This is a genomic window from Listeria sp. MAN/IMW/UF464 (assembly GCF_058683955.1).
Genome location: NZ_JBZWZP010000003.1, coordinates 34,598 through 60,242 on the forward strand (window position 1 = coordinate 34,598; position 25,645 = coordinate 60,242).

The following is a 25,645-nucleotide window of genomic DNA, read 5'->3' on the forward strand; positions in this document are numbered from 1 at the left end:
GAAAAAATATGTAGCTAGCGGTCCAAAAGGGTTTCTATGTAAAGCAAAAACCGAACCATACTAAACGGTTCGGTTACTTCAGCTTCATTAAAAAGCTAATTCTTTATTATCATCTGTAAATACAAGTTCTACTGCGTCTGTTAAGATATCCGTATAACTATAGGATACTCTTTCAAAGTTGTTTTCATCTTGATCAAGCTCCACAATGAAAACGGATGGATATGTTTCAGCTAGGATACCGCAACGTTCAATCGTTTTCTTACGACCGCCGTTTGCTTTCAATGTCAATGCTTTACCTAATCTAGAATCTAAATTCGTCTTAATGCTTGCAATGGTTTTTGGCATTTATTTTCCACCTCACTAATATCAATTATAGCACAGATGGGCTTGGAAATCAATAACCAAATATTTTAACAGTTGGAAGGGCTAGCTGTCAACTAAGAAAGCGCTCTTTTTGAAAAAAATTATTTTTCTGCGAGGAAATCAGCAAGAAAGTTACTTAATTTAGCGAATTCTGGTATATCAAGCGTTTCTCCGCGTCTAATTAAGTCTATACCAATTGCATTTAAACCTTCTACCAACTCTTCTTTACGCGGTTTTAAGGCCGGGAACTTGGATGCTAAATTATTCCATAGCGTTTTTCTTCTTTGAGCAAAAGATGCTCTTGTTACTTCAAAGAAAAACTCTTCGTCGTTTACTTTTGCTAATGGTTCTTTACGGCGTTTTAAATGAATGACGGCAGAATCGACATTGGGTTGCGGCATAAAGACAGTTTTTGGAACAATAAATGCTAGTTCTGCTTCCATGTAAAATTGGATAGCAATGGTTAAGCTACCGTAACTCTTTGTGCTTGGAACTGCGCTAATTCGGTCAGCAACTTCTTTTTGCAACATAAAAGTCATTGAGTCTGCTGGGATATTATCATGAAGTAATTTCAAAATAATCGGGGTAGTTACATAATAAGGCAGGTTTGCCACAATTTTAAGAGGCAGTTCAGGTTTTGCAAATTGTTCAGTGATCACTTCAGCAACATCGGCTTTGAGCACATCATTATGGACAACGCGCACATTATCGTAGTTACTAAGTGTGTCATCCAGAATCGGTAACAAACGTTGATCAATTTCGAACGCAACGACTTCATTTGCTGTTTTGGCCAACTGCTCAGTTAGTGCGCCGATTCCTGGTCCGATTTCGATGACATTCGTTTCTTTCGTAATTTCAGCTGTATCGGTAATCCGTGTCAAAATATTGCTATCGATGAGAAAATTTTGACCGAGACTTTTTTTAAATAAGAAACCATATTTTTTTAAAATTTCCGTAGTTCTTCCGGGAGTTGCAATATCTTTACTCATTTTCTTCCTCCTGCATAATCGTTTGGCACGCGGCTACTAATCGTTCTTCACTAATGGCAAATGATTCCAACCTTGTTTGCAATTGTTTTCCATTCGTATAGCCGATTTTTAAAATGTTGCCGAGTTTTTCTCTACGTTCTTTTGCTCCTGTTCCACCTAGAAGGCCTAAGTGAATCAGGGTTTCTTTGGAGATATATTGTTTTTCAGTCGGTACGCTGCTTGTATGAAAGTGCTCTAAAGCTTCTCTAATATGGGCGCTGCTCGCATGTTCTACACCGAGTCCACGTCCTGCTTTTGGTAGAGCGTCTTGTCGATTAATAAATGCATGTTTACATCCTGGGACCGCTGAATCAATTTGTTTTCTAATTTTTTCGCCTGGGAAATCTGGGTCCGTAAAAATAATGACTCCCCGCAGTTCTTGAGCGTGTCTAATCTTTTCAATTGTTTCTTGTGAAAGTGCTGAGCCATTGGTTTCGATAGTATCTGCAATAACTGAACGATTGATTGCGGTTGTATCGTCACGTCCTTCTACAACAATAAACTCATGTATTACAGGCTTCCCGCTCATATAGATAACATCCTTTTTTATAAAATAAGTAAATACATCATACCACATTTTGGGCAAAGAAAAAACGAGGCCCTATGAGTCAGCCTCGTTTTTATACGAAATTAGTTTAACACTTTTACAGTAACCATTCTTCTACCCCATGAGTAGCATTGGCTTTCATTTGGGAAATAAACGTCAACGATATTTCCTTTGATAACGCCGCCAGTGTCTCCAGCGATTGCTTCGCCGTAACCTTCAACCCATACTTTAGAACCTAGTGGGATAACGTTTGGATCAACTGCGATTACTTTCATTCCAGGGTTAGCACTTAGGTTAATACCATAAGCTGTCATACCGCCACCTGAATATGCTGTTGATTCCATACGATAAGTTTTACCACCTGATGGAGCTGATGAAGCGTTAGAAGTGGTTGCTTTTGAAGATGAAGCATTTGCGATTTGTGATACTTTCGCTTTTTCTTTTGTGCCACGTACAACTACTTTATCTGTCTTTTCAGAAGTAACGTTTTCTTTAATGACATCGCGTTTTGTTTCTTTGTCATTTTCAAAAGTTACATTATACTCGACAACTTTTTCGCCATTTTTACCTTCTTGAACGACTTTTTCAACGCCTTTATTTAGGCTATCGTCTTCTTTATAAACTGTTTCAAATTTGATTTGTTCATTTTTCTTTTCTGCTTTTGAATTGACGTATGTAACTTGTACGGTCATTTTTTCCTTTAAGTTACTGTCTTTAGCAGGTGACACGCGGTCATCTTTATCAAGTTTGATGTTTTTCTCTGTTAGTAAATCACTAACTTTTTTCTTAGTTGTCCATACTGTATCTTTTTTAGTTCCGTTTTGTAAGGAAAGTTCAATGGCACGGTTAATGTTAACCTCTAGGCCATTTTTTAATTTAGTATCTAATGCAACATTTAAAACATCTTGTGGACGAGTAGTAATATTTTCGTCTTTAAGCAAGTCTGCTACGTTTGTTTTTGTGCTCCAAACGTTTTTCTTTGTACCATTATCATTTATTGTAACTTGACGAGCTGGAAGATATTTAATTTCCATACCGTCTTTAATTTCCGCATTTTTTCCTGGCGCGATTTCATCTTGTGCACTTACTTTAATTCCTGCTTCATCTAATGCTTCAGAAACTGTTTTAGCATGTGTTCTTGATTCAATTTTTTCACCAGCGTTTACTATAGTGATATCGTTTTTAGTTCCTTCGAAAACGAAATAAAAAACCAATGCTACTACAATAACAAATCCTGCAATCATGATTGGTAATTTCCATTTTGATGATTGGGCTACGTTACTGCTGTTTTCCATGGTCATGTATTTCTCCCCTTTCTACTTCGCTAGTGATTATATACAGGGGACTAAAGAACTGTCAATTTTTTCTATAGTTTGTTCACACCTTCGCAAACTTAAAGCATAAACGTTGGTATAAAGCCATTTTCAAATATAAAATTTTTAAAAAGTGTCAAATGTAACAGAAATGTGTCATTTTTCTACGTCTCTGGTCGTAGGCATGAAATAAGGGTTTTTGTCCAAGTAGTGATTTTTATCTTCTAGAAGCTTAAGATTGGGTTACAGACTCGGCCTTATATTACAATTATATTACAATCAGTCTTTAATTTTAAAAAGCCTTTTCGCGTTATCTGTTGAGTGCGTGGCGATTTCGCTATATTTCATTTCTTTCAGTTCCGCGATTTTTTCGGCAACTAACTTGACGTATCCTGGTTCATTTCTTTTTCCACGATTTGGGGTTGGAGCGAGGTAAGGCGCGTCAGTTTCTATTAATAAACGGTCAATTGGTATAGCTTGGGCTGCAATTTTAGGTAATTTTGCGTTTTTAAAAGTGACTGTTCCTCCGAATGAAATATAGAAATTCATTGCTAAACATGCTTCCATTACTTCGACTGTTTCGCCAAAACAATGCATAATTCCGCCTATTTCTTCGGCATGTTCTTCTTGCAAAATGCGAACTACATCTTCTGTGGCTTCGCGATTATGAATCACTATCGGTAAATTCACTTCTTTAGCTAAACGAATTTGCTTTCTAAAAACTTCGAATTGCGTTTCTTTTGGCGAAGTATCCCAGTGGTAATCCAAGCCCATTTCGCCCAAAGCAACTACTTTTTTGTGTGTAAGAGCTAAATCGCGTAACCATTCTAAATCTTCGTCTGTGAAGGTAATAGCGTCTGTAGGATGCCAGCCGACGATTAGATAGATAAAATCATATTTATCGGCTAATTTAAGTGCCCGGTCAATTGTTTCTTTATTAAAGCCTACAACGGCCATACGGGTCACGTCGTTTTCTTTTGCGCGTTTTATTACTTCTTCTATATCATCATCAAAAGCCTCGTCATTGAGGTGTACATGCGTATCAAATAGCACGAGAATTCCTCCTAATAAAATCATTTCCTTCTATTATACTATAATTTTTGACGCAAACAAAAAAAGCCACTTAAAACGCAAGTGGCTTTTCTGGTCTGTTTATTTAATTTGATAAACTATCGCTTCGTATGGTCGTAAAGTTCCTTCTATAATATCAGGAACATTATTTGCAAGTACGGAGCCTTTTTTGATGTCGTTTAAAATATTTTCATCTGTAATAACTTGCTCTTCTTCTGTGAAATTACATAAAACGACTAATTTTTCATTTTCTGTATAACGTTCATATGCGAAAATCGCTTCATCTTTTGGTAATAACAGGCGATAATTACCAGTTGTGATGATTTCTGTTGTTTTGCGTAACTTAATTAGGTTTTGGTAGTAGTAGAAAATCGAATCTGGATTTTTCAGCGCTTCTTCGTTGTTGATTTCTGTATAACGCGGGTTAACTTTAAGCCACGGCGTTCCGGTTGTGAAGCCAGCATTTTCGCTATTATCCCACTGGTATGGTGTTCTTGCGTTGTCGCGTCCTTTAGTGTAAATAGACTGCATAATGCTTTCGTGGCTATGACCTTGCTCTTTACGTTCTTTATACATGTTTAATGTTTCTATATCTCGATATTCTTCCAGTGTTTCAAAATGAACATTAGTCATTCCGATTTCTTCACCTTGATAAATGTACGGTGTTCCTTTCATCATGTGCAGACATGTTGCAAGCATTTTCGCCGAACGAACGCGGAAACGATTGTCATTCCCAAAACGAGAAACAATACGTGGTTGGTCATGATTGTTCCAATACAAACTGTTCCAGCCGTTTTCTTGAAGCGCTACTTGCCACTCGGACATGTTTTCTTTTAAATCTGGTAAATAAATTGGTTTTAGATCCCATTTGTTATCACCATCGGAGTCTAGGTTCATATGTTCAAATGTAAAAATCATATCCACTTCATTATTTGCTGGATTTGTATAAATTTGCGCGTCAGTTGTGCTAGCACCTGGCATTTCGCCAACAGTCATTACATCATATTTGGAAGTTACTTCTTGGTTCATCTCTTGCAAGAACTCATGAATACGTGGTCCATTGCAGAAATCGTTACCTGCATCCCCGTAAATTTGACCTTCTGCAACTGGGCCATCTGGGAAAGCTGTGTTTTTGGAAATGAAGTTAATTACGTCCATACGGAACCCATCGATACCTTTATCAAGCCAGAATTTCATCATATTATATACATCTTGGCGTAATTTAGGATTTTCCCAGTTTAAATCTGGTTGTTTTTTAGAGAAAAGGTGTAAGTAGTACTCGCCTGTTTTCTCGTCCAATTCCCATGCTGGACCACTGAAAATCGAGCCCCAGTTGTTGATTTCATTTTCTTCACGCCAGAAATAGTAATCACGATAAGGGTTGTCTTTGGATTTCCGAGATTCTTCAAACCATTTATGTTCGTCGGAAGTGTGGTTAACAACTAAATCCATTACGAGTTTCATATCACGATCATGTAAACCTTGTAACAGATTGTCAAACGTTGCCATATCGCCATATTCTTCGTAAATTTTTTGGTAATCGCGAATATCGTATCCATTGTCATCTTGTGGCGAATCATACACCGGAGATAGCCAGATAACGTCTACGCCAAGCTCTTTTAAATAATCTAATTTCTCAATAATCCCTTGAATATCACCGACTCCATCGCCATTTGAGTCATTGAAACTCTTTGGATAGATTTGGTAAACTACGCTTTTTTTCCACCAGTCTTTTTCTTTCATCGATTAAATTCCCGCCCTTGTAATTTTGTCTATTTTTTTACCGAAAACTTCTATAGTAGTAACTTTTTGTTGTAAGTTTTCTTCGCCGTGATGGTCACCATTTACCTGTACTTCGCCGTTTTTGAAAGTAGCAGTGAAAGCTGTTTTGGATATTTTTCCGCTTTCGTATTGGTAGCTTTTGCCATCATCATTATACACGTATCCGCTTGCCTCGTCGTTATCTAAGTATATTTCTAATGCCAAATCTTGTGTTTCTTTTGTATTTTGAACGCTAGTACCTAATGGTAAAATCGTCCCTGCTTTAATATAAATTGGCATAACGTCAATCGGAGCGTCAGCGATAATATAGTCGCCGCCTTCTACTTGCTCTTTCGTCCAATAATTAAACCAAGTCCCTTTTGGTAAGCGAACTAAACGCTTCACTTGGCCTTCGCGAACGATTGGCGCAACGAGGATATTTTCACCTAGCATAAATTGATCGTTCACTTGAATTAAATCGCGTTCCTCTTTAAACTCCATATAAAGCGGTCTAACTATCGGTAAGCCATTCTCCGCAGTTTTTTGGAATTCTGTATAAATATACGGTAAAAAGGTGTAGCGCATTTCAATATATTTCTTCACAATTTTCTCCGCGTCTAGCCCAAATGCCCATGGTTCTTGATAAATGCTATCTTGCACGCAATGGTTTCTAAAATATGGTAAAAACGCGCCTGCTTGTGTCCAGCGTATTAGCATTTCTTTCGTACAGTCAGAAGAAAATCCACCAACATCCGCACCTGTAAATGCGACACCAGATAAACCTAAATTCATAATCATCGGCAGCGACATTTCTAAATGCTCCCAGTGACTACGATTATCCCCCGTCCAAACGGCTGAATAACGCTGAACTCCCGCATAACCAGCACGAGTGAGTGAAAACGGACGCTCGTTTGGCACAAGGCGTTTTAACCCTTCAAAAGTCGCTTTACTCATATACAATCCGTATAAATTATGCGCTTCTTTATGGGTTACATTTTTCCCGTCCATATTGTGTACGACATCTAAATCCATCGTTTTACTTTCATTAAATACAGATGGCTCATTCATATCATTCCAAATCCCGCGTATACCTAAATCTGTGTAAAACTTGTGCAAATCGCCCCACCAGCGCTGAACAGTCGTACTTAGAAAATCAGGGAAAGCACTGACACCCGGCCAAACATCCCCATAATAAATCGAACCTTCTAATTTACTGCAGAAATAATTATGTTTGATACCCTCTTGATAAACAGAATAATCAACATCTTTTTTAATTCCCGGATCGACAATTGGTACAACGTCAATATTTTGTTCACGAAGACGCGCGATAAGTTCTGGTCCATTTGGAAAAGTATCTGGGTTAAAAGTGAAAACCCGAAAATCATCCATATAATGTATATCCATAAATACGCAGTCTAGCGGAATTTCTTTTTCTTTAAAAGTGTTGGCAATTCGCTCTACTTCTTCTTCCGATGTATAGCTATATCTTGATTGGTGATAACCTAATGACCATTTTGGCGGAAGTGGGGTTTTTCCTGTTAAATCCGTGTAGTTTGCGACAACTTCTTTGACATCTTCACCAAAGATAACGTATAAATTTGCTTGCCCGCCTTCTGCTAAAATTGTATACATCTCTTCAAAACTTTGAAAATCAAATTCTGTCCGATGTGAATTATCGTAAAACAGGCCGTACGTTGTTTCCTCCGTATCTGCAATCATAAATGGGATGGATTGATATAGTTCCACTGTATCTTTATTATGCGGACTGTATACGTCTGTATTCCACATGCTAATAATGGAACCAGCTTTATTTAACGCTCCTGTTTTTTCACCCAGCCCAAAAATCGCAGTTCCAGGCTTACTTTGGATAGAAATTTGGTGTTCTTTATCACGATTAATTGCCAGTCCTTCTGTTTGGAAAATGGTTTTTTCAGCTTGCTTCATTATAATTTGGAAAGGATTTTTTGAAACGATAAGTTTTTTATCTGCAAATTGAAGTTCATAATGATCATCTGTTTCAGTGAACACGGCAGCTTGTTTTTCTGTGTCGTTAATTGCCGCAATAGAAGGTGTCAGATCCGCTTCACCAAACGGATTCACGGTTACGCGTGCAATTTTTTCATTGACAAAATAACAACTGAAATGACCGACATCAAGTGTGCCAGTTAGGCAATTATTCGCCCAACTAGCTGTTTTCACTTGGTTTATTTTTCTCGGGAAAGCTGTTTTTTGTTTTACGTTAGATGGTAAAATAGCAAAACTTGTGGAAGCATCCATCGTTATCTTCCTTTCTTTATTTGTACTTTTTTGGTCGTTCCAATTACTTCAACTTCATATTCTGGCGTATTTGTTTGAACGGAGATAGTTACTTCATCCGCATTTTCGGTAACTTTTACTAGCCATTTTTCTGATAAATGGTCAGTAATTTCTTCAGTGAAATCGCCGTCTAAATAAACTTTGAGTAATGGGGTATCGTATTCCTCCACTGTATTTCCAACCCATGAGCCGAGTTTCAAAGTAGCATCAACGTTACATAGCACGGCTTTACCGCCACGAATGAATACTGGGATTTCTTCTTTATCCGCTTTACATTTGCGTAAAGTTGGCCCACTTACTCTAGTTCCATTCCAGAAATCATACCAAGTTCCTTCTGGTAAATATACTTCTCTCGAACGCACCCCGTCTTCAATTACTGGCGCGATCAGCATAGCTTCCCCGAATAAGTATTGATCATACATATCAGAAACACGGGGATCTTCTTTGTAATCAAGCAGAAGCGCACGCATCATCGGTAAGCCTGTTTCGACGCATTTTAACGATTCATTATAAATATAAGGTAAAATGTTCATTCTTACATTCGCGAAATGACGGTATATTGGAATAACCGAGTCATCACCAGTCCTTGAGGCAATGTTCCACGGTGTCCGGTCTTGGTTGAATTCAGCTTTACTTTCGGCATGATATTGCATAATTGGACAGAAAGTAGCCATTTCCGCAGAACGGATAAATAGTTCGGCAGTTGGAATGTCGCCATTAAATCCTGCAAAATCAAAGCTCCAAAACGGAATTCCAGAAAATCCAGCTGAAAGTCCAGCAATGAGCGATCTTCTAAACGCGTCAAAAGTGGAACGTTCGTCTCCAGCCCAGTGAGCCGGGAAGTTTTGAGCGCCAGTATAGCCAGCGCGACTAAATGTCATGCCATCATTTTGTTGCGCAAATTGATAATAAGCTTCCACATAGTCATTTGGATAAAGATTACGCATTTCATCGCCACGTCTACCATCAGCAAACTGCAATCCTTCTCCAAAAACGAATTCGCCGCCATCTGTTTTAAAGCCGTCAACGCCAATATCAATCAAATATTGTCGTTTATCAAACCACCATTTTTTTCCTTCTTCATTGGAGAAATCCATTATCAAGCTTTCTGTGAACCAGTTTTCCGGAATACGGTACGGCGAGCCATCTGGATTTTTAACGACGTAGCCTTTTTCAATCATATAGGCTTCTTCGCGGTCTTTTAGTGGGTGTTGTTGACGGTTTAAGTATTTTTGAATCGGAATTTGCCAAAGAATTAATTTCATTTTATTGTCATGGATGTAGTCAACCATCCCTTTTGGATCTGGCCATCTGCCCCATGAAGGGAACCGAATTTCATCATAAGAATATGCTTCTGAAGGTGCTTTTTCATCATATTCGGCGTCATTGAACATATAATAAGTTGCTTCATCGCTCCATTGTTCTAACACGACAACCGTTGACGGAATTTGCAACTCTTGCGTTGTTTCTACTTCATTTCGAACGACAGATTCGCGGTCCCAGTTATTACTAGACATCCACGGTCCAAGCGCCCAGACTGGAACCATTGCAGGCTTGCCAGTTTTTTTCATATAATTAGCAACTGCACTACGAATATCTCCCATTAAAAGACAAATATCCGTATCACAGCCATTTATTTCTACTGTAATCGTATGTTTATCCGCTAATTGGTTACCTAAATCAAAACTTGTGTAACGAGCGGTATCAACGAACACACTATAATCACGATTCGTATGATAAAACGGCATCGGGATGTAGGTTCTTGTTCCTTGGTCGCGGTACTGATTATAAACAAAGCAATCAAGTACATTCCCGCGCTGACCTAATGCATTGTAGCGTTCACCGAAGCCGTAATACTCTTCTTCTTTTGGCGCGTCTAAATGCAGTTTTACTTTGTTAATCGTGCCAGTTTTATCGGTATACCATTGTAACGCTGGGTAAATTTTATGCGATTCTAGAATTAATTTGCCTTTAAAGTGAACCTCAAGACGCACTGGATTGTTTGAAACGATAATCTCTAAATCATCTTTTTTTAATTGGCCGGATGATTTTGTTTTAAAATCGCTCGCTTCAAATGAAGGTTTTAATCCGATTACAAGTTCATCTGATTTCACGGCGAACTCGACCGGGATGACACTTGATGGATTTTCTTTAAATAAAACCATTAAGCCTTGCTCTGTTTCACAAATTGCTGCTTCTTCTGACCAGTGTTTCCAGATTGGTTCGACAGTATAATCATCTGATGTCAAAGTGGTTTGGTCTTTCATTGTCGCCCGGAAATAATAGGTGTATTCGCCAACTTCTTCTAATGGCGGAACGAGTGCTTCCCAGATTTGGACATCATTTTTCTCTTTTTTCTCACATAAAATGGTCCAGTCTTTTTCTTTTAATACAAGTTCGACTTGGATTGCTTCGATTCCAGAAATCACTTCACACGCAGCCGAAAAATGCATTTCTGTTTCGGGATAATGTGGCGTACGTTCAGTTAACTGCTGCTCATAGCGATTTTCATTCCCGAAAGGATCGTGTGAAATATGCGCTGTTACTTCACTTTCCATCGCCCGGAAAGCTTGATTAATTTCAATAAAAATCGCGCCAAGTTCATCATTATCTTCCATTTTCATTGCCATATTCAAATAGTGTAACGCTTTATCTTGGTCGCTTTTTTCTAAGAAATATAGCGCCATTAGAGCCGTTGCAAAGGAATTAACTTTCGGAGCTCCTGAATAAGGCAATACCCCATCATCTTGCACTAATTGTTGTTCCATTTTGCCAACAGCCGCCACCATTACAAGATCTTCGGGCGAAAATAACCCAAACGGAAGCACGGATAGAAGTTGGTCGGTTGACACTTTCCGCGTGTTAAAGCCAGTAAGGATGCTATCACCTTTTAATAAATTATCAAAACAATAGTCGCGGATAATTGTAATTGTTTGTTGTAACTCCGGTTTTGGAAAAGTGTTTTTCACATCTAATAATGCAGAGTATACACTTGAAATAGTTGCTAAATAAATATCATTTTCACCTGAACCCCAAATAGACTTTTCAGGACGATTCCAGTTTTCAACTAAAAATGCAATTACTGGCTCTACTTCTTCTCTGTCATAATGGTTGATTTTACTGCTAAGCCATAGCCAAGAAGCGGTTTCAAGTACTGAATCAGTTGTAAAGTCAGGTTTTGTTTCCAGTAGGATTGGCTTGATGTTTTCATTTTTTCCTTCTATTAAATGCAAGTAACCCTGCATTAATTTTGTGAATTTAGACATGTTTTATTTCCTTTCTTGGATATACTAAAGTGGCAGTCTAATTTGTAAAGGTACTTACAAACGTCCCTGCCACTCTCGTTACTTATTTAAAGCCCATTGTTTTGTTGATGTTATCTTCACTATTTTTCAGTGCTTTTTCTGGTGTAGATTCGCCGTTTAGCACTTTTTCAAATTCTGAGTTTGTATAATCACTAATTTTGTTCCAATCTTTTACAACTGGAGGTAATACCATATATTGTAAGGACTCAAAAACTGCTTCTCTGTTATCTGGAGGAGTCGCATCTAGATACGGTTGTAAAATTTCTTTATTTTCGGTTGCTGGTAGTTCCCAGTTGTTTGCAATTCTAATTTTTGCTGCTTCTTTATTTGCACTCATGAAGGAAGCAAATTTGAACGCCGCTTCTTTTTTATCTGAGTCTTTAGAAACACCGATTCCATTAGCGAAGAAGTGAGTCGCTTTTTGCTTATTGCCTGCTTCTACTTGTACGTCCCATTTAAATGGTGCATCTTGGAACATATCGAATAACCAAATACCTGTATGAAGCATTGCGATTTGACCATTCATGAATAAGTCTTCTGGTAATTGTCCAGATAAATCAGATGGTGAAGGAGCAACCTTAGATTCTGTTACTTCATTAGTTAAGTGAGTTAATGCTTCTACGTTTTCAGGGCTGTTAATAGTAGTTTTTGTCATATCTTTATCGAAAATTGAACCACCATTTTGTGCAGCTACTTTGAAGAATTCGTTCATTGTTACTGGTTGGGAAGTTCCCCAAACTTTATTTTTAGCATCTGTTAATTTTTTCGCTGCAGCTTCTTCGTCTTTCCAAGTCCAGTCAGCAGTTGGATATTCAACTCCGGCTTTGTCAAAAAGGTCTTTATTATAAATAGTTACAACGTTGGAGAAACTTTCTACCATACCGTATTGTTTGCCGTCATATTTGAAAGCATCATACGCTTGTTTATTAAGAGTAGATGGATCAAAATCTTTATCTTTTTCGATATAGCTTGTTAAATCTGCAAGAACACCTTTTTCAGCGTATTGCATGAATGTTTCGTAGTTAAGTTCAAAGGCATCAGGAGCATCGCCACCTGCGATTTGTGTTTGTAGTTTAGTGAAATAGTCGTTAAATGCGATTGTTTGAACGTTTACTTTAATATCAGGGTTTTGCTTTTCAAATTCTTTTACCATTTTATCAAGTGCTTTTCCATCCGCTGGGGCAGAGAATTGATAATACGTTATTTCTGTTTTATCGCCGCTGCTACTACCACCGCCGCAAGCTGAGAGACCAAATACAGACAGTACAACTACCATTAACAATAATAAACCTTTTTTCATTTGTAACACTCCTTTTTTGTTGGTTTTTTATTCTTTCATTCCGCTCATTGCCATTCCTTGGATGAAATATTTTTGAGCAAAAAGGTACACTGCTAGAATCGGGATAACACTAATAAGTACACCCGCCATCATTAAGCCGTAATTCGTTCCATATCTACCTTGTAAAAGAGATAATCCTAAAGGTAAAGTTGCCATTTCTTGTGAACTTGTCACGATTAATGGCCATAAATAACTGTTCCAAGATTGCATAAAAGTTAAAATTCCAAGTGTTGCAAATGTAGGTTTCGCAAGTGGTAAAATAACTTTTCGGAAAATAGTAAAATGATTTGCCCCATCCATAAATGCGGCTTCTTCTAATTCTTTTGGAATTCCCATGAAAGCTTGGCGTAATAAGAAAGTGCCGAAAACGCTGAATAACGCTGGTACAATCAGCCCTGCATAAGAATCTAACCAACCAAACTGTTTCATTAAGATAAATTGCGGAATCATCGTAACTTGAGCTGGAACCATCATTGTCGCTAAATAAAGTAAAAATAACTTATCGCGGCCCCAGAAAGGTATTCTCGCAAATGCGTATGCTGCCATCGAACAAAACAGCATTTGACCAAGTGTCGTTACAACGGCAACAACAACTGAGTTCATTAAAAATCTTAACATTGGGAACATTTCAAATACTTGAGTGAAGTTTGCGGTTGTCGGTTCTTTGGGAATAAATTGTGGCGGTAGAACCATGTTTGCCGCACCTGTTTTAAAGGCTGTTGAAATCATCCAAACAAACGGCATAAGCATGATAATTCCACCAAGACAGATAATCGTATAGGTAAGAATATTTTTTATTAGTTGCCATTTTGGTGAACCACTTTTTTCTGTTTTCATTAGTAATTGGACCACCTTTTTTGAAGTTTATTTTGAATAATTGTAATGATGAAAATAACAATAAACAATATCCAACTCATCGCGGAAGCATAGCCCATTTCGAAGTATCTAAATGCATGATTGTAAATGTTTTGGACTAAGGTCATCGTCGCTCCACTTGGTCCACCTTCTGTCATAATCATCACTTGGTCAAACACCTGGAATGAGTTGATAAGTGAAATTATCGTCACAAAGAATGTAGTTGGAGTAAGAAGCGGGATGGTAATTGAGAATAATTGGCGAAGTTTTGACGCTCCGTCCATATTTGCAGCTTCGTAATAGGAAGGTGAAATATTTTGCAAACCACCCAAAAACAGTACCATAACGAAACCAATATCTTTCCACGCACTAGTTATAATAACTGCAATCATCGCTGTTTGTGGATCTGTTAACCAGTTCGGTCCAGCAATTCCAATTAACGATAAGAAATAATTGATGAGACCGTATGAAGGGTTGAAAAGCCATTTCCAAACGAGTGAAACAGCTACCCATGAAGTAATCACGGGTAAGAAGTACACTGCTCGGAAAAATGGTCTAAGTTTAATTTTTTGGTTTAACATCAAGGCACAAGCTAGCCCAAGAATCATTACACTTGGCAAGTAACCGATGATAAATGTGATAGTATTTCTAAATGACTTCCAAAATTCTGGGTCATTAAACAAACGTTTGTAATTTTCAAATCCAGTAAAGTGAATCGTACTCACTAAGTCCCAATCGGTAAAACTAATACCGAGCGAGCCAAGGATTGGGATAGCAATAAAAATGAGAAAACCTAATAAATTGGGCAACAAGAAAATGCATAGCCAAAATAGTGTTTTCTTTCTAGTCATACCAACCATGTAAAAATAACCTCCCGAAATAATTTATGTACTTTTAACGTAATAAAGTTTGTTCTTCTTCATAGATTGGCACTTGGAATAGTTGGTGGATGACTAGTAAAGCCGCACCTTGTAACCACGCAGGATCCTCTAGAGAAGTTGTTGTAATTTCCGTTTCAAAGCCAGCCCCTGAAAAAAAGTTCTGTGAAGCAATTTCATCAATTTTAGTTAAGAATAAATCTCTGTGATGTAAGCCTTCCCCGACAATAATTACTTTTTCTGGGTTAAAGGTGTTAATGATATTTCGAATCCCGTATCCTAAATATTCTCCCATTTTCCCCATAAGTTCTATCGCCATTTCGTCACCAGCACGCGCGCTTTTTGCTACATTATCAAAATGAAAATCATTTAATTCAGATGTAGGAAAAGCTTCTTTTATTTCTTCGCCGCGGTTTCGGAAGTAAAATTCGGATGCGTACATTTCTAAGCACCCTTTTTGACCACAGTGGCACTTGTATCCGCCTGGTTGGATTGTTGTATGACCAAATTCTCCGGCTCCACCTTGCGCACCGTAATAAATTTGACGGTTAATAACAACAGATAAACCAAGCCCAGCACCAACTGAAACGGTTGCAAAATTATTGGATTGTTTCCCTTCACCTAACCAAAGTTCTGCGAGTGTGTAGCAGTTTATATTTTTATCTACATACACTGGAATATCAGGGAAATGAACATGTAACATCGCTTCTAAGGCAACGTTTTCCCAGCCTAGCATAGTAGAGCGGATTACTGTTCCTTTTTTACGATTCACTAGACCTGAAATAGCAATCCCAACGCCTAGCAAGTTTTTCATATCTCTGTTTTTACACATTTTCTTTACATTTTCAGCAATTAAGTCTATTGCATCTTCCGGTTTTTTCTCTGATGAAAATGGTATGGAAGTATTTTTAATAATTTCTGCATTTAAGTCTGTTAACGCAAAAAGAAGTTGTTCCTCTTCTACTTTGACACTAACAACAAATCCATAATCTTTATTAAATCTTACTAGTTTGGCACGTCTGCCCCCAGTAGATGATGTTTCCGCACCTTCTAGAATAATGCCTTCTTGTTGCAAGTCATCTAGAATATACGTTAATGTAGACATCCCAAAATCGCATTTTTTAGCTATTTCTGTACGTGTGATTTCTCCTTTTTCACGGATTAAATTCAGCACGGTATAGCGATTTATATCTTTAATTAAGTCTTTGTTCCCTTTTCTTAAGATATCCATAGTCCGGCTCCTTTACTTCTGGATGAGCACTTACTTCGTTCATTGAATTAAGTAAGTATAGTTACATTATATTGTAATCGTTTGCATTATGCAATCTTTTTTTTAAAAGTTTTTTTCGATAAAAAAATGAACCCTAACTCCAGCGAATTAGGGCTCGTTTTTATTATTTTACTTTTGCGCCATTTGGAAGTGCGCTATTTGCTTCAATTACGCTTAGTTTTCCATCTTTTTCTCCTGAGAGAATCATGCCTTCGCTCATTAGTCCGCGAAGTTTCACAGGTTTTAAGTTGGAAACAACGATAACTTTTTTGCCAATTAACTCTTCTGGTTGGTAGAATTCTGCAATACCCGAAAGAACTTGGCGTAGTTTACCTTCACCTAAGTCTAATTGGAAACAAAGAAGTTTATCTGCTTTTTTCACTTTGTCTACTTGTTTTACTTCCGCAACCCGAAGATCAATTTTGTCGAAATCTTCAATACCGATTTGCGGGGTTTCAAGTGCTTCAACTTCTGCAGTTTCTTCAGCAGGAGCTGGTGCAGAGCCTTTCATTTCATCTTGAATATAAGTAACTTCGACTTCTGCATCGAGTCTTGGGAAAATTGGCGTACCTTTTTTCACTACCGTTGTACCTTCTGGAATTTCGCCGTAGCCATAGATGCTATCCCATTTCTTCAAGTTTTCTTCTTGCAAGCCTAGTTGTAAGAAGATTTCACCTGGAGTTCTTGTTAGGAATGGTTGAAGTAAAACTGCGATGATACGCAAGTTTTCAGCTAAATGTGTCATTACGCTTGCTAGTTCTGTACGCTTATCTTCCTCTTTAGCTAGTGCCCATGGAGCAGTTTCATCAATATATTTATTTGTACGAGAAATTAGTGACCATAGTTGGTTTAATGCTACTGAAAACTGCATATGGTCCATACTACCTTCGTATTCTTTCACGACGTTATTTTTGAAATCTACTAATGTTTGATCGAATTCTGTTACATTACCTTGATAAGCTGGAATTTCACCATCAAAGTATTTATTAATCATTGCAACTGTACGATTAAGTAAGTTTCCTAAGTCATTAGCAAGATCATAGTTTACGCGGTCAACAAAGTCTTCCGGCGTAAATAAACCATCTGAACCAAATGGAACTTCACGTAATAAATAGTAACGAAGCGCGTCTAGTCCGTAGCGGTCAATCAACATGTAAGGATCTACTACATTCCCTTTAGATTTCGACATTTTACCGTCTTTCATCAAAATCCAGCCATGACCGAATACCATTTTTGGAAGTGGTAAGTCTAGTGCCATCAACATAATTGGCCAATAAATCGTATGGAAACGAACAATTTCTTTCCCAACGATTTGTACATCAGCAGGCCAGTATTTTTGGAATTTCGTATCATTGTCCGTGTTATATCCAAGCGCAGTAATATAGTTAGAAAGCGCATCAATCCACACATAAACAACGTGTTTTGGATTTCCGGGAACTTTAATACCCCAATCAAAAGTGGTTCTAGATACTGCTAAATCCTCTAAGCCAGGTTTGATGAAATTGTTAATCATTTCATTTTTTCTAGATTCAGGTAGGATAAATTCTGGGTGCGAATTATAATATTCTACTAAACGATCCGCGTATTTACTCATGCGGAAAAAGTAGGATTCTTCTTTAACAAGCTCGACTTCATTACCACTTGGAGCTTTTCCGCCGATTACTTTACCATTTTCATCTTTGTATACTTCTTCTAATTGTGTTTCTGTAAAATATTCTTCATCAGAAACAGAGTACCAACCTTCGTATTCACCTAAGTAAATGTCGCCTTGCTCTAAAAGTTGTTCAAAGATTTTTTCTACGGATGTTTTATGACGGTCTTGTGTTGTACGAATAAAATCAGTATTAGAAATTTCTAGTTTTTTCCAAAGTTCTTGGAAACCTTCTGCAATTTCATCCACGTATTCTTGTTCAGAAATCCCGCGTTCTTTTGCTTTTGCTTGGATTTTCTGACCGTGTTCATCTGTTCCAGTTAAGTAAAACACATCATATCCTTTTAAGCGTTTATAACGAGCCATCGCGTCCCCCGCAACAGTCGTATAAGCATGTCCGATATGCGCTTTTCCGCTTGGATAATAGATTGGTGTTGTAATATAAAACGTATTTTTCTCTTCAGGCAACACAATTCCCTCCTTAAAAATAAAACAATTAGTATCATTATATCATTTTTCGCGCTAAACGAAATAATTAATTAAGCGCCTTTTGCGACACCGATTAAAATCCCGCCGAGAACGACTAAAACTACGCCCATAATAACATAAAGCATTTCTTTTTGGGTTTTCTTTTCTTTTAATAGTACAATGCCGCCAATAGTTGAGATAACAACACCTAACTGCGAAAGTGAAAAACCAGTCGCGACTCCGACAAGTTGGTTTGCGTGTACCATTGCCACATTTCCTGCTGCCCAAATCATTCCCGGTATAATGAGCAACAATGTACGTTTATTAAAGCGTTTTTCCGTGCCACCACTATGCGTCATAATTAAGGCACTTAAAACCATTCCAATCGCTTGCGGTAAAATCGCATTAATTCCGTCGATTTTAAACCCTTGAATGAGAACGACTAACCCTACATACCCTAAAGATGAAATAACTAATGTAATTAAGCCTTGTTTTAAAGCATTAGTTCCATCTTCTTCTTTTTCCGCATAGGAAGTTAGGAAAATCCCTCCAACGATAAGCGCAAGTGCGATAAATCCAAGAATAATGCGTAACGTCGTATCCCATTCATGAAATAGAATAACGCCGCAAAGTGTTGTTCCAACTAATTGCATTCCGGTCGAAATCGGCATCGCTTTTGAAACGCCGATGATTTTAAAAGCGCGCAATTGGAACATCTGTCCGACAGTCCATAAACACCCTGTTATAAAACTAATTCCTACTGTTTTAAGTGTATAAACCGGGTCAGTAAAGAAGAAAACGATTACTGCAAAAGTGAGCGCCCCTAGCGTCATCCCCATTGTTTGTTGTCGTGTCGAACCGCCAAATTTTGTAATAATTAGCGGAACTGTTCCCCAAAGTAATGCAGGAATCAGCGCAATCAAAATGTTCAAATCGTTTTCCTCCTTGTTTGCCGTTTAATTTAGTTTTCAATTACTTCATTATAGCGGAAATAACAGGAAGATGATAGAGGTTTTCGGAGTAAAAGTATTTAATAGAGCTAATCGCCAAAGTTTAAATGAACGTTTTATATTTTTATGATTCTCATTAGCCACTATTTCGACAAAGTGTGCCGCATTATACTACCACTAGTACACTTGTGCTCCAAAATTTAGTGCTACAATTAAATTGTATTAAATTTCAACATCAGGAAAGAGGTTATTTAACAAATGTTTACTAAGAAAAAAACTATTGCTAGCCTTATCATTTTAAGCACTCTGGCTGGCCAAATAGCACTTACGCCCGTTTCTGCACTTGCTGATACTCGTGATACAAATGATATTTCATTACTTCAAAACACCAATGAGAATTTTCCATATAAATATACATCAACCATTACATTTCCAGATTTAACGAATCAAACCAAAGAAGACTATAAACTGGAAATAAAATTAGCTCTACCAACGGGCATGAACTATACGGATTTACAAGTTTCTGTTGGTGGGGAAGATATTACAAACCAAGTAGGGACAACTAGCTTTGACAGTTCCACTAATACCGTTACTTTTAAATTCGACAAAGTAACCAGTTGGGACAGTTTATCCAAAGCAAAAGTAAAATTCGACTGGAAAACCTCTTATTCAGGTGAAGGTGGAGAAGCCAAAATCGATTCCTTAGTTGCAACTGCCACTATTACAAGTCAAGACAAGGCCGGTAACAAGTCAACCTCTACTGGCTCTTTAAAACCAAAAGATATTAATGCTCCTGTTGTTAAAGCTGATAAAACTGAAATCACGTACAGCCCTGGAAGCAGTGTTACGGAAGAACAATTTTTAACAGATATTAATGCTAGTGTTACTGATAATTACGACTCCACTGTTAGCCTCTCAAGCGATTTTACTTCCTCTGTTAATTTAGCAGTTAGTGGCGATTATTCCGTCAATGTTCAAGCAACCGATAAGGCAGGCAACGTTTCAAATGTAGTAAAAGTTACAGTTCACGTAGCAACTCCTGCTCCAATAGCCGGGGCAAATATCACAGTGAATTATCTTGATATCGATGGAAATAAAATCGCAGAATCAGATACATTAACTGGAGTTCTCAATAGTAATTACCAATCAACAAGCAAAAAAATTGCTGGTTATACTTTAGAAACCACACCTACAAATGCAACTGGTACTTTCACTGATACTGAACAAACAATTGACTATATTTATAAAAAAGCTGCCGTTATACCAACACCTATTACGGTTGATCCCGTTAAATCAGTTGACTCTGTTAATCCAGATAACCCGGTAGCTCATAATCCGGTCACTGTAAAACCAGCTACTACTAGTTCTAGTCATTCAATAGAAAAAACAACCTATAACTCTTTACCAAAAACTGGTGATACTGACCAAAGTACATCATCCACTATCTTCGGAGCTCTACTTCTTTTAATTAGCGCCCCTTTACTATTATTTAAAAAGAAATAAAAAAAGCTAAGTATGTTACTATCTGAAATCGATAGTTTCATACTTAGCTTTTTTCGTTTATTAAAGGACTTCAAGTGGTGGTAAGAATACTTTTCCTTCTAATACTTCTTTTTTCGGAACATAGAGTCGGAAGTTTAGTGAGAACCCTTTGCCAGCTTTACTTGGTAGCCAGTTACCAGGATCAACATCTGCTGGTTTTTCTGCTGCAATATAAAGTGTTAGGCTTCCGTCCTCATTTGTTTTAGGACCAGTATAGTCATTGATACTGAATTTGTTTAGTTTATTTGGAATAACATGATAGTCTGGAACGCCGTAGAGTGTAACGGACCAGAAAGCTTCTGCAAGGCCATTTGGAAGTTGATCTTTCGGAAAATGGATTTTGTAGACTTTATCCCCACTTAAAAGTTCGCCGTCCGTACCTTGTTGCCCGATGAAATATAAAGCTTCTTGGATCGAGTTCGCCCAGATACCTCCGTAATTAATAATCGCTCGTGCTAAAATATCGTTTTCGAAGGCGCCTGCCACATAAGTAACTGACCATCCGCCTTTTTGCGTTCCGAAACCTTTTGCCCCGTCAGTAAAATAAGGAATGGCTTCTTTTACAATAAGGTTTCTTACTTCTGCTTTTTGCTCGTCGCCAAGCTCAATATAAGCTGCAACTTGTCTTGCTTTATCTTGGAATTCAGCCGCTTTTGGCATTTTATCTGGATACGTTGCTAGTAGTTCTTCTAAATTGGAATAAATTTCTTCTAATAAGAAGTCTGCATTAGTGAAATGTGGAATCTCAAGTGGTTCTTTGATTTTTATATTATCTGGTGCGTCGAATTTGAATGCTTTTTGAAGTTTTACTGCGCCTTCAGGATCGTCTTTTTGTTCTACGCGAAGGAGTACTTTTACTTTCTCTGATGGTAATTCGATTTTTACAGCGTCACTTGGAACGGAAGGATTTGTTCCTTTTTTAACGAAAGCAAATTTTCCGTATGGATGATCTGGATAGTTACGTTCATTGATATTTGTTACCACTTCGCCCCAGCCGTCTAAAAGTTGAACAGTATAGTAGCGATTTTTAATTTCTGGTACTTCTAAAATAACAGCATTATCGTCATCTACAGCGATCCAAGCTTCTGAATAAACCACATCAAAGTTAGGATTCACAAAATTCGCATCTGCTGGAGCTACCGAATTATGCTTAAGTGTGTTATATGGAATTTTATCTTCTTTCGTATCAAAATTTTCTTGACGTAAAACGAGATACCGCGACAATAAATAAACATAAGATTCTTTTACAAGCTCACCATTTACTTCTAATTTCGCATTCATTTTCACCATAACCACCTTTAATTTAGATTAATTTAAGTATAGCATTTTATCAAACCGGAAGCTTGGTCTTAGCTTTTAGCAATTCCTATCATCGTACCACCGATAATAACTAAGATAACCCCGATAATGACCAGAATAAGTTCTTTCTTGGTTTTTTTCTCTCCTAGGAAAAGGATTCCTCCAATGGTCGAAATTACAACACCCATTTGTGAAAGTGAAAAACCTGTAGCGATCCCAACCAATTTGTTTGAGAAAAGTAGAGCCAAGTTACCAGTAGCCCACATCACCCCTGGAATCATATTTAACCATGTTTGCTTTGTAAAACGTTTTTCTTCGGACTTGATGGAAAATAATAATCCTGCGACTACCATCCCGATTGCTTGAGGTAAAATCGCGTCCCATCCACTAATATCAAACCAACGAGTGATAACGACATATCCTACATAACCTACTGATGAAATAAGTAAAGTGACAATTCCTTTTTTCATATTTTGGCCGGAATTTTCGTCTTTATGTTGTTGATAACTCGTTAAAAATATCCCGATAATAATAAGTGCTAACGCGGAAAAACCTAGGATTAGCTTCGATGTTGTTCCCCACTCATGGAAAGCAAAAACACCAAACAGTGAGGTACCGACTAACTGCATTCCTGTTGAAAGTGGCATTGTTTTAGAAACGCCCACTTGCGTAAAGGCCCGGAACTGATTCATTTGCCCTAAGCTCCAAAATGCCCCGGAAATAAAACTAGCAATAATGATTGTTGCTGTATATTCTGGATTTGTAAAAATAAAAACGCCGATTGCGAAAGCTAGTGCCCCGAATGTTGTACCAATAATTTGTTGCCTCGGTTTACCGCCAATTTTCGAAACAACTAACGGCATAATCCCCCACATCACTGCCGGAATTAATGCGATAACTATGTTCATTTTTTATTCCCCCTAATTCTTCTGCTTATGGTCTATACCCTTTTCACCTCGAATTCATTCCTATTATATTGATAATCTGTTAAAATGAATTAAAATTATCAAGAAGGTGAGAAAATGAAATCAACTGGAATGGTAAGAAAAATCGATGAGTTGGGTCGTGTCGTTATCCCGATTGAAATCAGACGCACAATGAATTTAAACGTTAAAGACCCTTTAGAAATTTTTACTGATGAAGATGCAATTGTATTAAAAAAATATTCTGCTGGCTTGGTTTGTGATGTTACTGGAGAGTTTTCTGTTGATAATAAAAAGTTTGTGGACGGTAAGCTGACTCTTAGTAAAGAAGGCGCCGCAGAGCTGATGGAAGAAATCAAACGCCGCTTTGGTGATACGATTTAAAAAAATCATGCGAGAGATCTAGAACAAGATCTCTCGCATGATTTTTTATTTTATTTCATGATAAGCAGCGTAGACTTCGCGCTTTGGTAAATTTCTCGCTTTCATAACGGTTTTAATGGCATCTTTAGAACTAATATTTTCTTGTTCCATCACGGTACTTACATGTGTTTTAATATCCAATTCCTGCCACCAAAGTAGTTCTTCCTCTAAAGGTGGGTTCGCATTTCCTTCAATAATAATACAAAATTCCCCACGAACTTCTTCGTCGGTTGCCCAGTTAAGCGCATCTTCAACTGTTCCTCGTAAAAATTCTTCAAAACGTTTGGTAAGCTCGCGACATAAAACCATTTTCCGGTCATTTCCAGTGATTTTAATGATCGCTTTTAACGTTTCTTTTAAACGATGTGGTGATTCATATAAAATCCAAGTTTCCTCGCGCGCTGCTAGTTTTTCAATTGCCTGCGTGCGCTCTTTATTTTGGCGAGGAAGGAAGCCATAAAAATAAAACGGCTGGGGCGCTAAACCTGAAGCAATCAAGGCGGTTAAAGCAGCGTTCGCGCCCGGTAATGGAATGACTGGAATATTTGCATTTAGCGCATTTTGGACTAGTTCATAACCTGGATCAGAAATAGAAGGCATGCCCGCATCACTAACCAGCGCAACCACTTCACCGTCTAACATCCGCTGAATAATATTATCTTCTTTATTCTCTTTCGTAAACTGATGGTAACTCGTCATTCGGGTCGTAATTTCAAAATGATTTAAAAGTTTCACGGTGTTTCGCGTGTCTTCCGCTGCAATAATATCTGCTTCTTTTAGCATTCGGATTGCGCGGAATGTCATATCTTCTAAATTCCCTATTGGTGTTGGGACTAAGTATAGCGCCCCTTGAATGTCTCCGCTAAAACTTTTTTGGCTCTGTATCACTTCGACTCCTCCTCCCGTTCGCTTAAGTAGCTGTCTTTATTTTTGCGCGATAGTTTTTTGAAAGCCGCTTCAGCTTTAGTGGCTTCACTTCTCGTTTCAAATTTTTCAAAATGGATGACTTTTACTGGGCGGCGTGTTTTAGTGTATTTGCATCTAATTCCCGCATTGTGTTCGGCTTCTCGGCGCATTACATCCGTCGTATAGCCACCATAATAAGAATTATCGCTACATTTTAATACGTAAAAGAAATGTTCATTCGCTTTCGCCATATAAAATCTCCTTAATAACCGGGGTATACTCACCTAGCTCATCGTACACGATAACAGGGGGGACATACTTCACGCCAGGCTTCCCGTCCTTGATGCCTTCTACGAGAACCGTGTTTGCTTCTCGGTCGATTCGTGGATGGACAAACTGGATGCGTTTCGGTTCTAAGCGGTATTTTCGCATTAAATCAATAATATCTAGTAAGCGCTCTGGCCTGTGAACAAAATTCGCTTTACCACCTTGTTTTAAAAGACTTGCGGCAACTCGAATTGTATCTTCTAGCGTGCACATAATTTCGTGACGAGCGATACGATAATGTTCGTTTTCGTTTTTCAGGCTTGTAGATGGGGTTGCAAAATACGGTGGATTGCACGTAACAATATCTGCGCGCTCTTTTGGAATTAAATCGGTAATATGGTTCAAATCGTATTCGATTATTTCGATTTGGTCTTCCAGTTGATTATAAGCAACACTTCTTTTCGCCATGTCTGCAAGTCGCTCTTGAATTTCAACGCCAACTATTTGCGCTTTTGTTCGTGTACTAAGTAGTAAAGGAATAATACCATTTCCGCTACATAAATCAATTATTTTCCCTTTACGGATTGGTAAATAACTAAATTTCGCGAGGAGAACCGCGTCTATCGAGAAAGAAAATACCGATGGACTTTGAATAATCCGCAAATTTTCTGCTAGTAAATAATCGAGCCTTTCATCGCCTATTAATTTGAGTTTTTCCAAATGATTCACCTTTTCTAGCAAAAAGCCCTTCTCCTGAATCGAGAAAGGCCCGTCATGTTATTTTTTGTTAAGCAAGGATAGGCAAAATAAACAATCTTCATCATTGCCACGCGGACTGCCGAAATGTACATTGCAAACGTGAAATCCTTCCTTGTAAAGTTGGACAAGATTATCATAACCTTCCCCGAGTTCAATCATTTGTTGCATCGCTTCTTTGCGATTCGGCGCCATCACTCCATGAACTGCCTCTTCTTCGGCCACTGGTTCAGGAGCCACTTCATCCGTCAAAGAAAGTCTGCGTCGTAAATGCTCATTCTCAAGGTTTAACCGGTTATTCTCTTCCAACATTTCGCCTAAGTTTGTCTTTAGATCTCCAAGTTGCTGATACAATTCGCCAATTTGCTCCTCCATATTGCTGACTGAGTCAAAAATAGCTTTTTTATCCAATTT

Annotated in this window: 22 protein-coding genes; 2 read left to right on the plus strand and 20 right to left on the minus strand. The window is 37.9% G+C overall.

Annotated elements, in window-relative coordinates; translation table 11 throughout:
* Nucleotides 1-87: 87 nt before the first annotated feature.
* The 14 genes from veg to AC4PG0_RS10125 all read right to left on the minus strand — a co-directional run bounded on the left by veg (nucleotide 88) and on the right by AC4PG0_RS10125 (nucleotide 19,097).
* Nucleotides 88-345 (minus strand): biofilm formation stimulator Veg, encoded by a 258-nt coding sequence (veg, locus tag AC4PG0_RS10060; protein ID WP_492167517.1) that lies wholly within the window; start codon nucleotides 343-345, stop codon nucleotides 88-90.
* 119 nt (nucleotides 346-464) lie between these two features.
* Nucleotides 465-1,352 carry a 16S rRNA (adenine(1518)-N(6)/adenine(1519)-N(6))-dimethyltransferase RsmA gene (gene rsmA / locus AC4PG0_RS10065; RefSeq protein WP_003772508.1) on the minus strand — a complete coding sequence of 296 codons (888 nt, stop codon included), beginning with the start codon at nucleotides 1,350-1,352 and terminating at the stop codon, nucleotides 465-467.
* Nucleotides 1,345-1,920 (minus strand): ribonuclease M5, encoded by a 576-nt coding sequence (gene rnmV, locus AC4PG0_RS10070; protein WP_010990285.1) that lies wholly within the window; start codon nucleotides 1,918-1,920, stop codon nucleotides 1,345-1,347. The genes rsmA and rnmV overlap by 8 nt, the downstream gene beginning before the upstream one ends.
* Nucleotides 1,921-2,021: 101 nt before the next feature.
* Entirely contained in the window at nucleotides 2,022-3,239 is a 1,218-nt protein-coding gene (locus AC4PG0_RS10075; protein WP_003772511.1) for a resuscitation-promoting factor, read from the minus strand.
* A gap of 291 nt (nucleotides 3,240-3,530) precedes the next feature.
* Nucleotides 3,531-4,304, minus strand: a complete 774-nt coding sequence (locus AC4PG0_RS10080) for a TatD family hydrolase (RefSeq protein WP_153648461.1) — start codon at nucleotides 4,302-4,304, stop codon at nucleotides 3,531-3,533.
* A gap of 99 nt (nucleotides 4,305-4,403) precedes the next feature.
* Nucleotides 4,404-6,065, minus strand: a complete 1,662-nt coding sequence (locus AC4PG0_RS10085; protein WP_033533685.1) for a glycoside hydrolase family 13 protein — start codon at nucleotides 6,063-6,065, stop codon at nucleotides 4,404-4,406.
* A gap of 3 nt (nucleotides 6,066-6,068) precedes the next feature.
* Entirely contained in the window at nucleotides 6,069-8,360 is a 2,292-nt protein-coding gene (locus AC4PG0_RS10090; protein ID WP_492167518.1) for a glycoside hydrolase family 31 protein, read from the minus strand.
* A gap of 2 nt (nucleotides 8,361-8,362) precedes the next feature.
* Nucleotides 8,363-11,665 carry a glycoside hydrolase family 31 protein gene (locus tag AC4PG0_RS10095; RefSeq protein ID WP_492167519.1) on the minus strand — a complete coding sequence of 1,101 codons (3,303 nt, stop codon included), beginning with the start codon at nucleotides 11,663-11,665 and terminating at the stop codon, nucleotides 8,363-8,365.
* 82 nt (nucleotides 11,666-11,747) lie between these two features.
* Nucleotides 11,748-13,004 (minus strand): ABC transporter substrate-binding protein, encoded by a 1,257-nt coding sequence (locus AC4PG0_RS10100; RefSeq protein WP_003759948.1) that lies wholly within the window; start codon nucleotides 13,002-13,004, stop codon nucleotides 11,748-11,750.
* Between the two features lie 27 nt (nucleotides 13,005-13,031).
* Nucleotides 13,032-13,880, minus strand: a complete 849-nt coding sequence (locus AC4PG0_RS10105) for a carbohydrate ABC transporter permease (RefSeq protein ID WP_003759946.1) — start codon at nucleotides 13,878-13,880, stop codon at nucleotides 13,032-13,034.
* Entirely contained in the window at nucleotides 13,880-14,758 is an 879-nt protein-coding gene (locus AC4PG0_RS10110) for a carbohydrate ABC transporter permease (RefSeq protein ID WP_003722709.1), read from the minus strand. Before AC4PG0_RS10110 ends, AC4PG0_RS10105 begins: the two co-directional genes overlap by 1 nt.
* A 34-nt stretch (nucleotides 14,759-14,792) precedes the next feature.
* Nucleotides 14,793-16,007: an ROK family transcriptional regulator gene (locus AC4PG0_RS10115; RefSeq protein WP_010990281.1), complete on the minus strand. Its 1,215-nt coding sequence runs from the start codon at nucleotides 16,005-16,007 to the stop codon at nucleotides 14,793-14,795.
* A 163-nt stretch (nucleotides 16,008-16,170) separates the two neighbouring features.
* Nucleotides 16,171-18,171, minus strand: a complete 2,001-nt coding sequence (gene metG / locus AC4PG0_RS10120) for a methionine--tRNA ligase (protein ID WP_255299986.1) — start codon at nucleotides 18,169-18,171, stop codon at nucleotides 16,171-16,173.
* Between the two features lie 65 nt (nucleotides 18,172-18,236).
* Nucleotides 18,237-19,097 (minus strand): GRP family sugar transporter, encoded by an 861-nt coding sequence (locus AC4PG0_RS10125; RefSeq protein ID WP_492167520.1) that lies wholly within the window; start codon nucleotides 19,095-19,097, stop codon nucleotides 18,237-18,239.
* A 276-nt stretch (nucleotides 19,098-19,373) separates the two neighbouring features.
* On the opposite strand from AC4PG0_RS10125, the gene AC4PG0_RS10130 reads away from it, so the two are divergent.
* Nucleotides 19,374-20,618, plus strand: a complete 1,245-nt coding sequence (locus AC4PG0_RS10130; RefSeq protein ID WP_492167521.1) for a MucBP domain-containing protein — start codon at nucleotides 19,374-19,376, stop codon at nucleotides 20,616-20,618.
* A gap of 60 nt (nucleotides 20,619-20,678) precedes the next feature.
* On the opposite strand, the gene AC4PG0_RS10135 is transcribed toward AC4PG0_RS10130, so the two are convergent.
* Together AC4PG0_RS10135 and AC4PG0_RS10140 are read right to left on the minus strand one after the other, a co-directional pair.
* Nucleotides 20,679-21,944, minus strand: a complete 1,266-nt coding sequence (locus AC4PG0_RS10135; RefSeq protein ID WP_112120351.1) for a DUF1214 domain-containing protein — start codon at nucleotides 21,942-21,944, stop codon at nucleotides 20,679-20,681.
* Nucleotides 21,945-22,006: 62 nt separating this feature from the next.
* A complete protein-coding gene (locus AC4PG0_RS10140; protein ID WP_003759931.1) occupies nucleotides 22,007-22,864 on the minus strand; it encodes a GRP family sugar transporter in 858 nt (285 codons plus the stop codon).
* A gap of 114 nt (nucleotides 22,865-22,978) precedes the next feature.
* Here AC4PG0_RS10140 and AC4PG0_RS10145 point away from each other — a divergent pair, with 114 nt between their 5' ends.
* Nucleotides 22,979-23,263, plus strand: coding sequence for an AbrB/MazE/SpoVT family DNA-binding domain-containing protein (locus tag AC4PG0_RS10145; protein WP_003759929.1), 285 nt, complete (start codon nucleotides 22,979-22,981; stop codon nucleotides 23,261-23,263).
* 45 nt (nucleotides 23,264-23,308) lie between these two features.
* Here the strand turns inward: AC4PG0_RS10145 and rsmI are convergent, their stop codons facing one another.
* The 4 genes from rsmI to yabA are packed head-to-tail and all read right to left on the minus strand — an operon-like array spanning nucleotide 23,309 to nucleotide 25,642.
* Nucleotides 23,309-24,190 carry a 16S rRNA (cytidine(1402)-2'-O)-methyltransferase gene (rsmI, locus tag AC4PG0_RS10150; protein ID WP_003772523.1) on the minus strand — a complete coding sequence of 294 codons (882 nt, stop codon included), beginning with the start codon at nucleotides 24,188-24,190 and terminating at the stop codon, nucleotides 23,309-23,311.
* A complete protein-coding gene (locus tag AC4PG0_RS10155; protein ID WP_010990277.1) occupies nucleotides 24,187-24,459 on the minus strand; it encodes a GIY-YIG nuclease family protein in 273 nt (90 codons plus the stop codon). The genes rsmI and AC4PG0_RS10155 overlap by 4 nt, the downstream gene beginning before the upstream one ends.
* Nucleotides 24,443-25,195 carry a tRNA1(Val) (adenine(37)-N6)-methyltransferase gene (locus AC4PG0_RS10160; protein ID WP_010990276.1) on the minus strand — a complete coding sequence of 251 codons (753 nt, stop codon included), beginning with the start codon at nucleotides 25,193-25,195 and terminating at the stop codon, nucleotides 24,443-24,445. The genes AC4PG0_RS10155 and AC4PG0_RS10160 overlap by 17 nt, the downstream gene beginning before the upstream one ends.
* A 57-nt stretch (nucleotides 25,196-25,252) precedes the next feature.
* Nucleotides 25,253-25,642 carry a DNA replication initiation control protein YabA gene (gene yabA / locus AC4PG0_RS10165; RefSeq protein ID WP_010990275.1) on the minus strand — a complete coding sequence of 130 codons (390 nt, stop codon included), beginning with the start codon at nucleotides 25,640-25,642 and terminating at the stop codon, nucleotides 25,253-25,255.
* Between the last annotated feature and the right edge of the window lie 3 nt (nucleotides 25,643-25,645).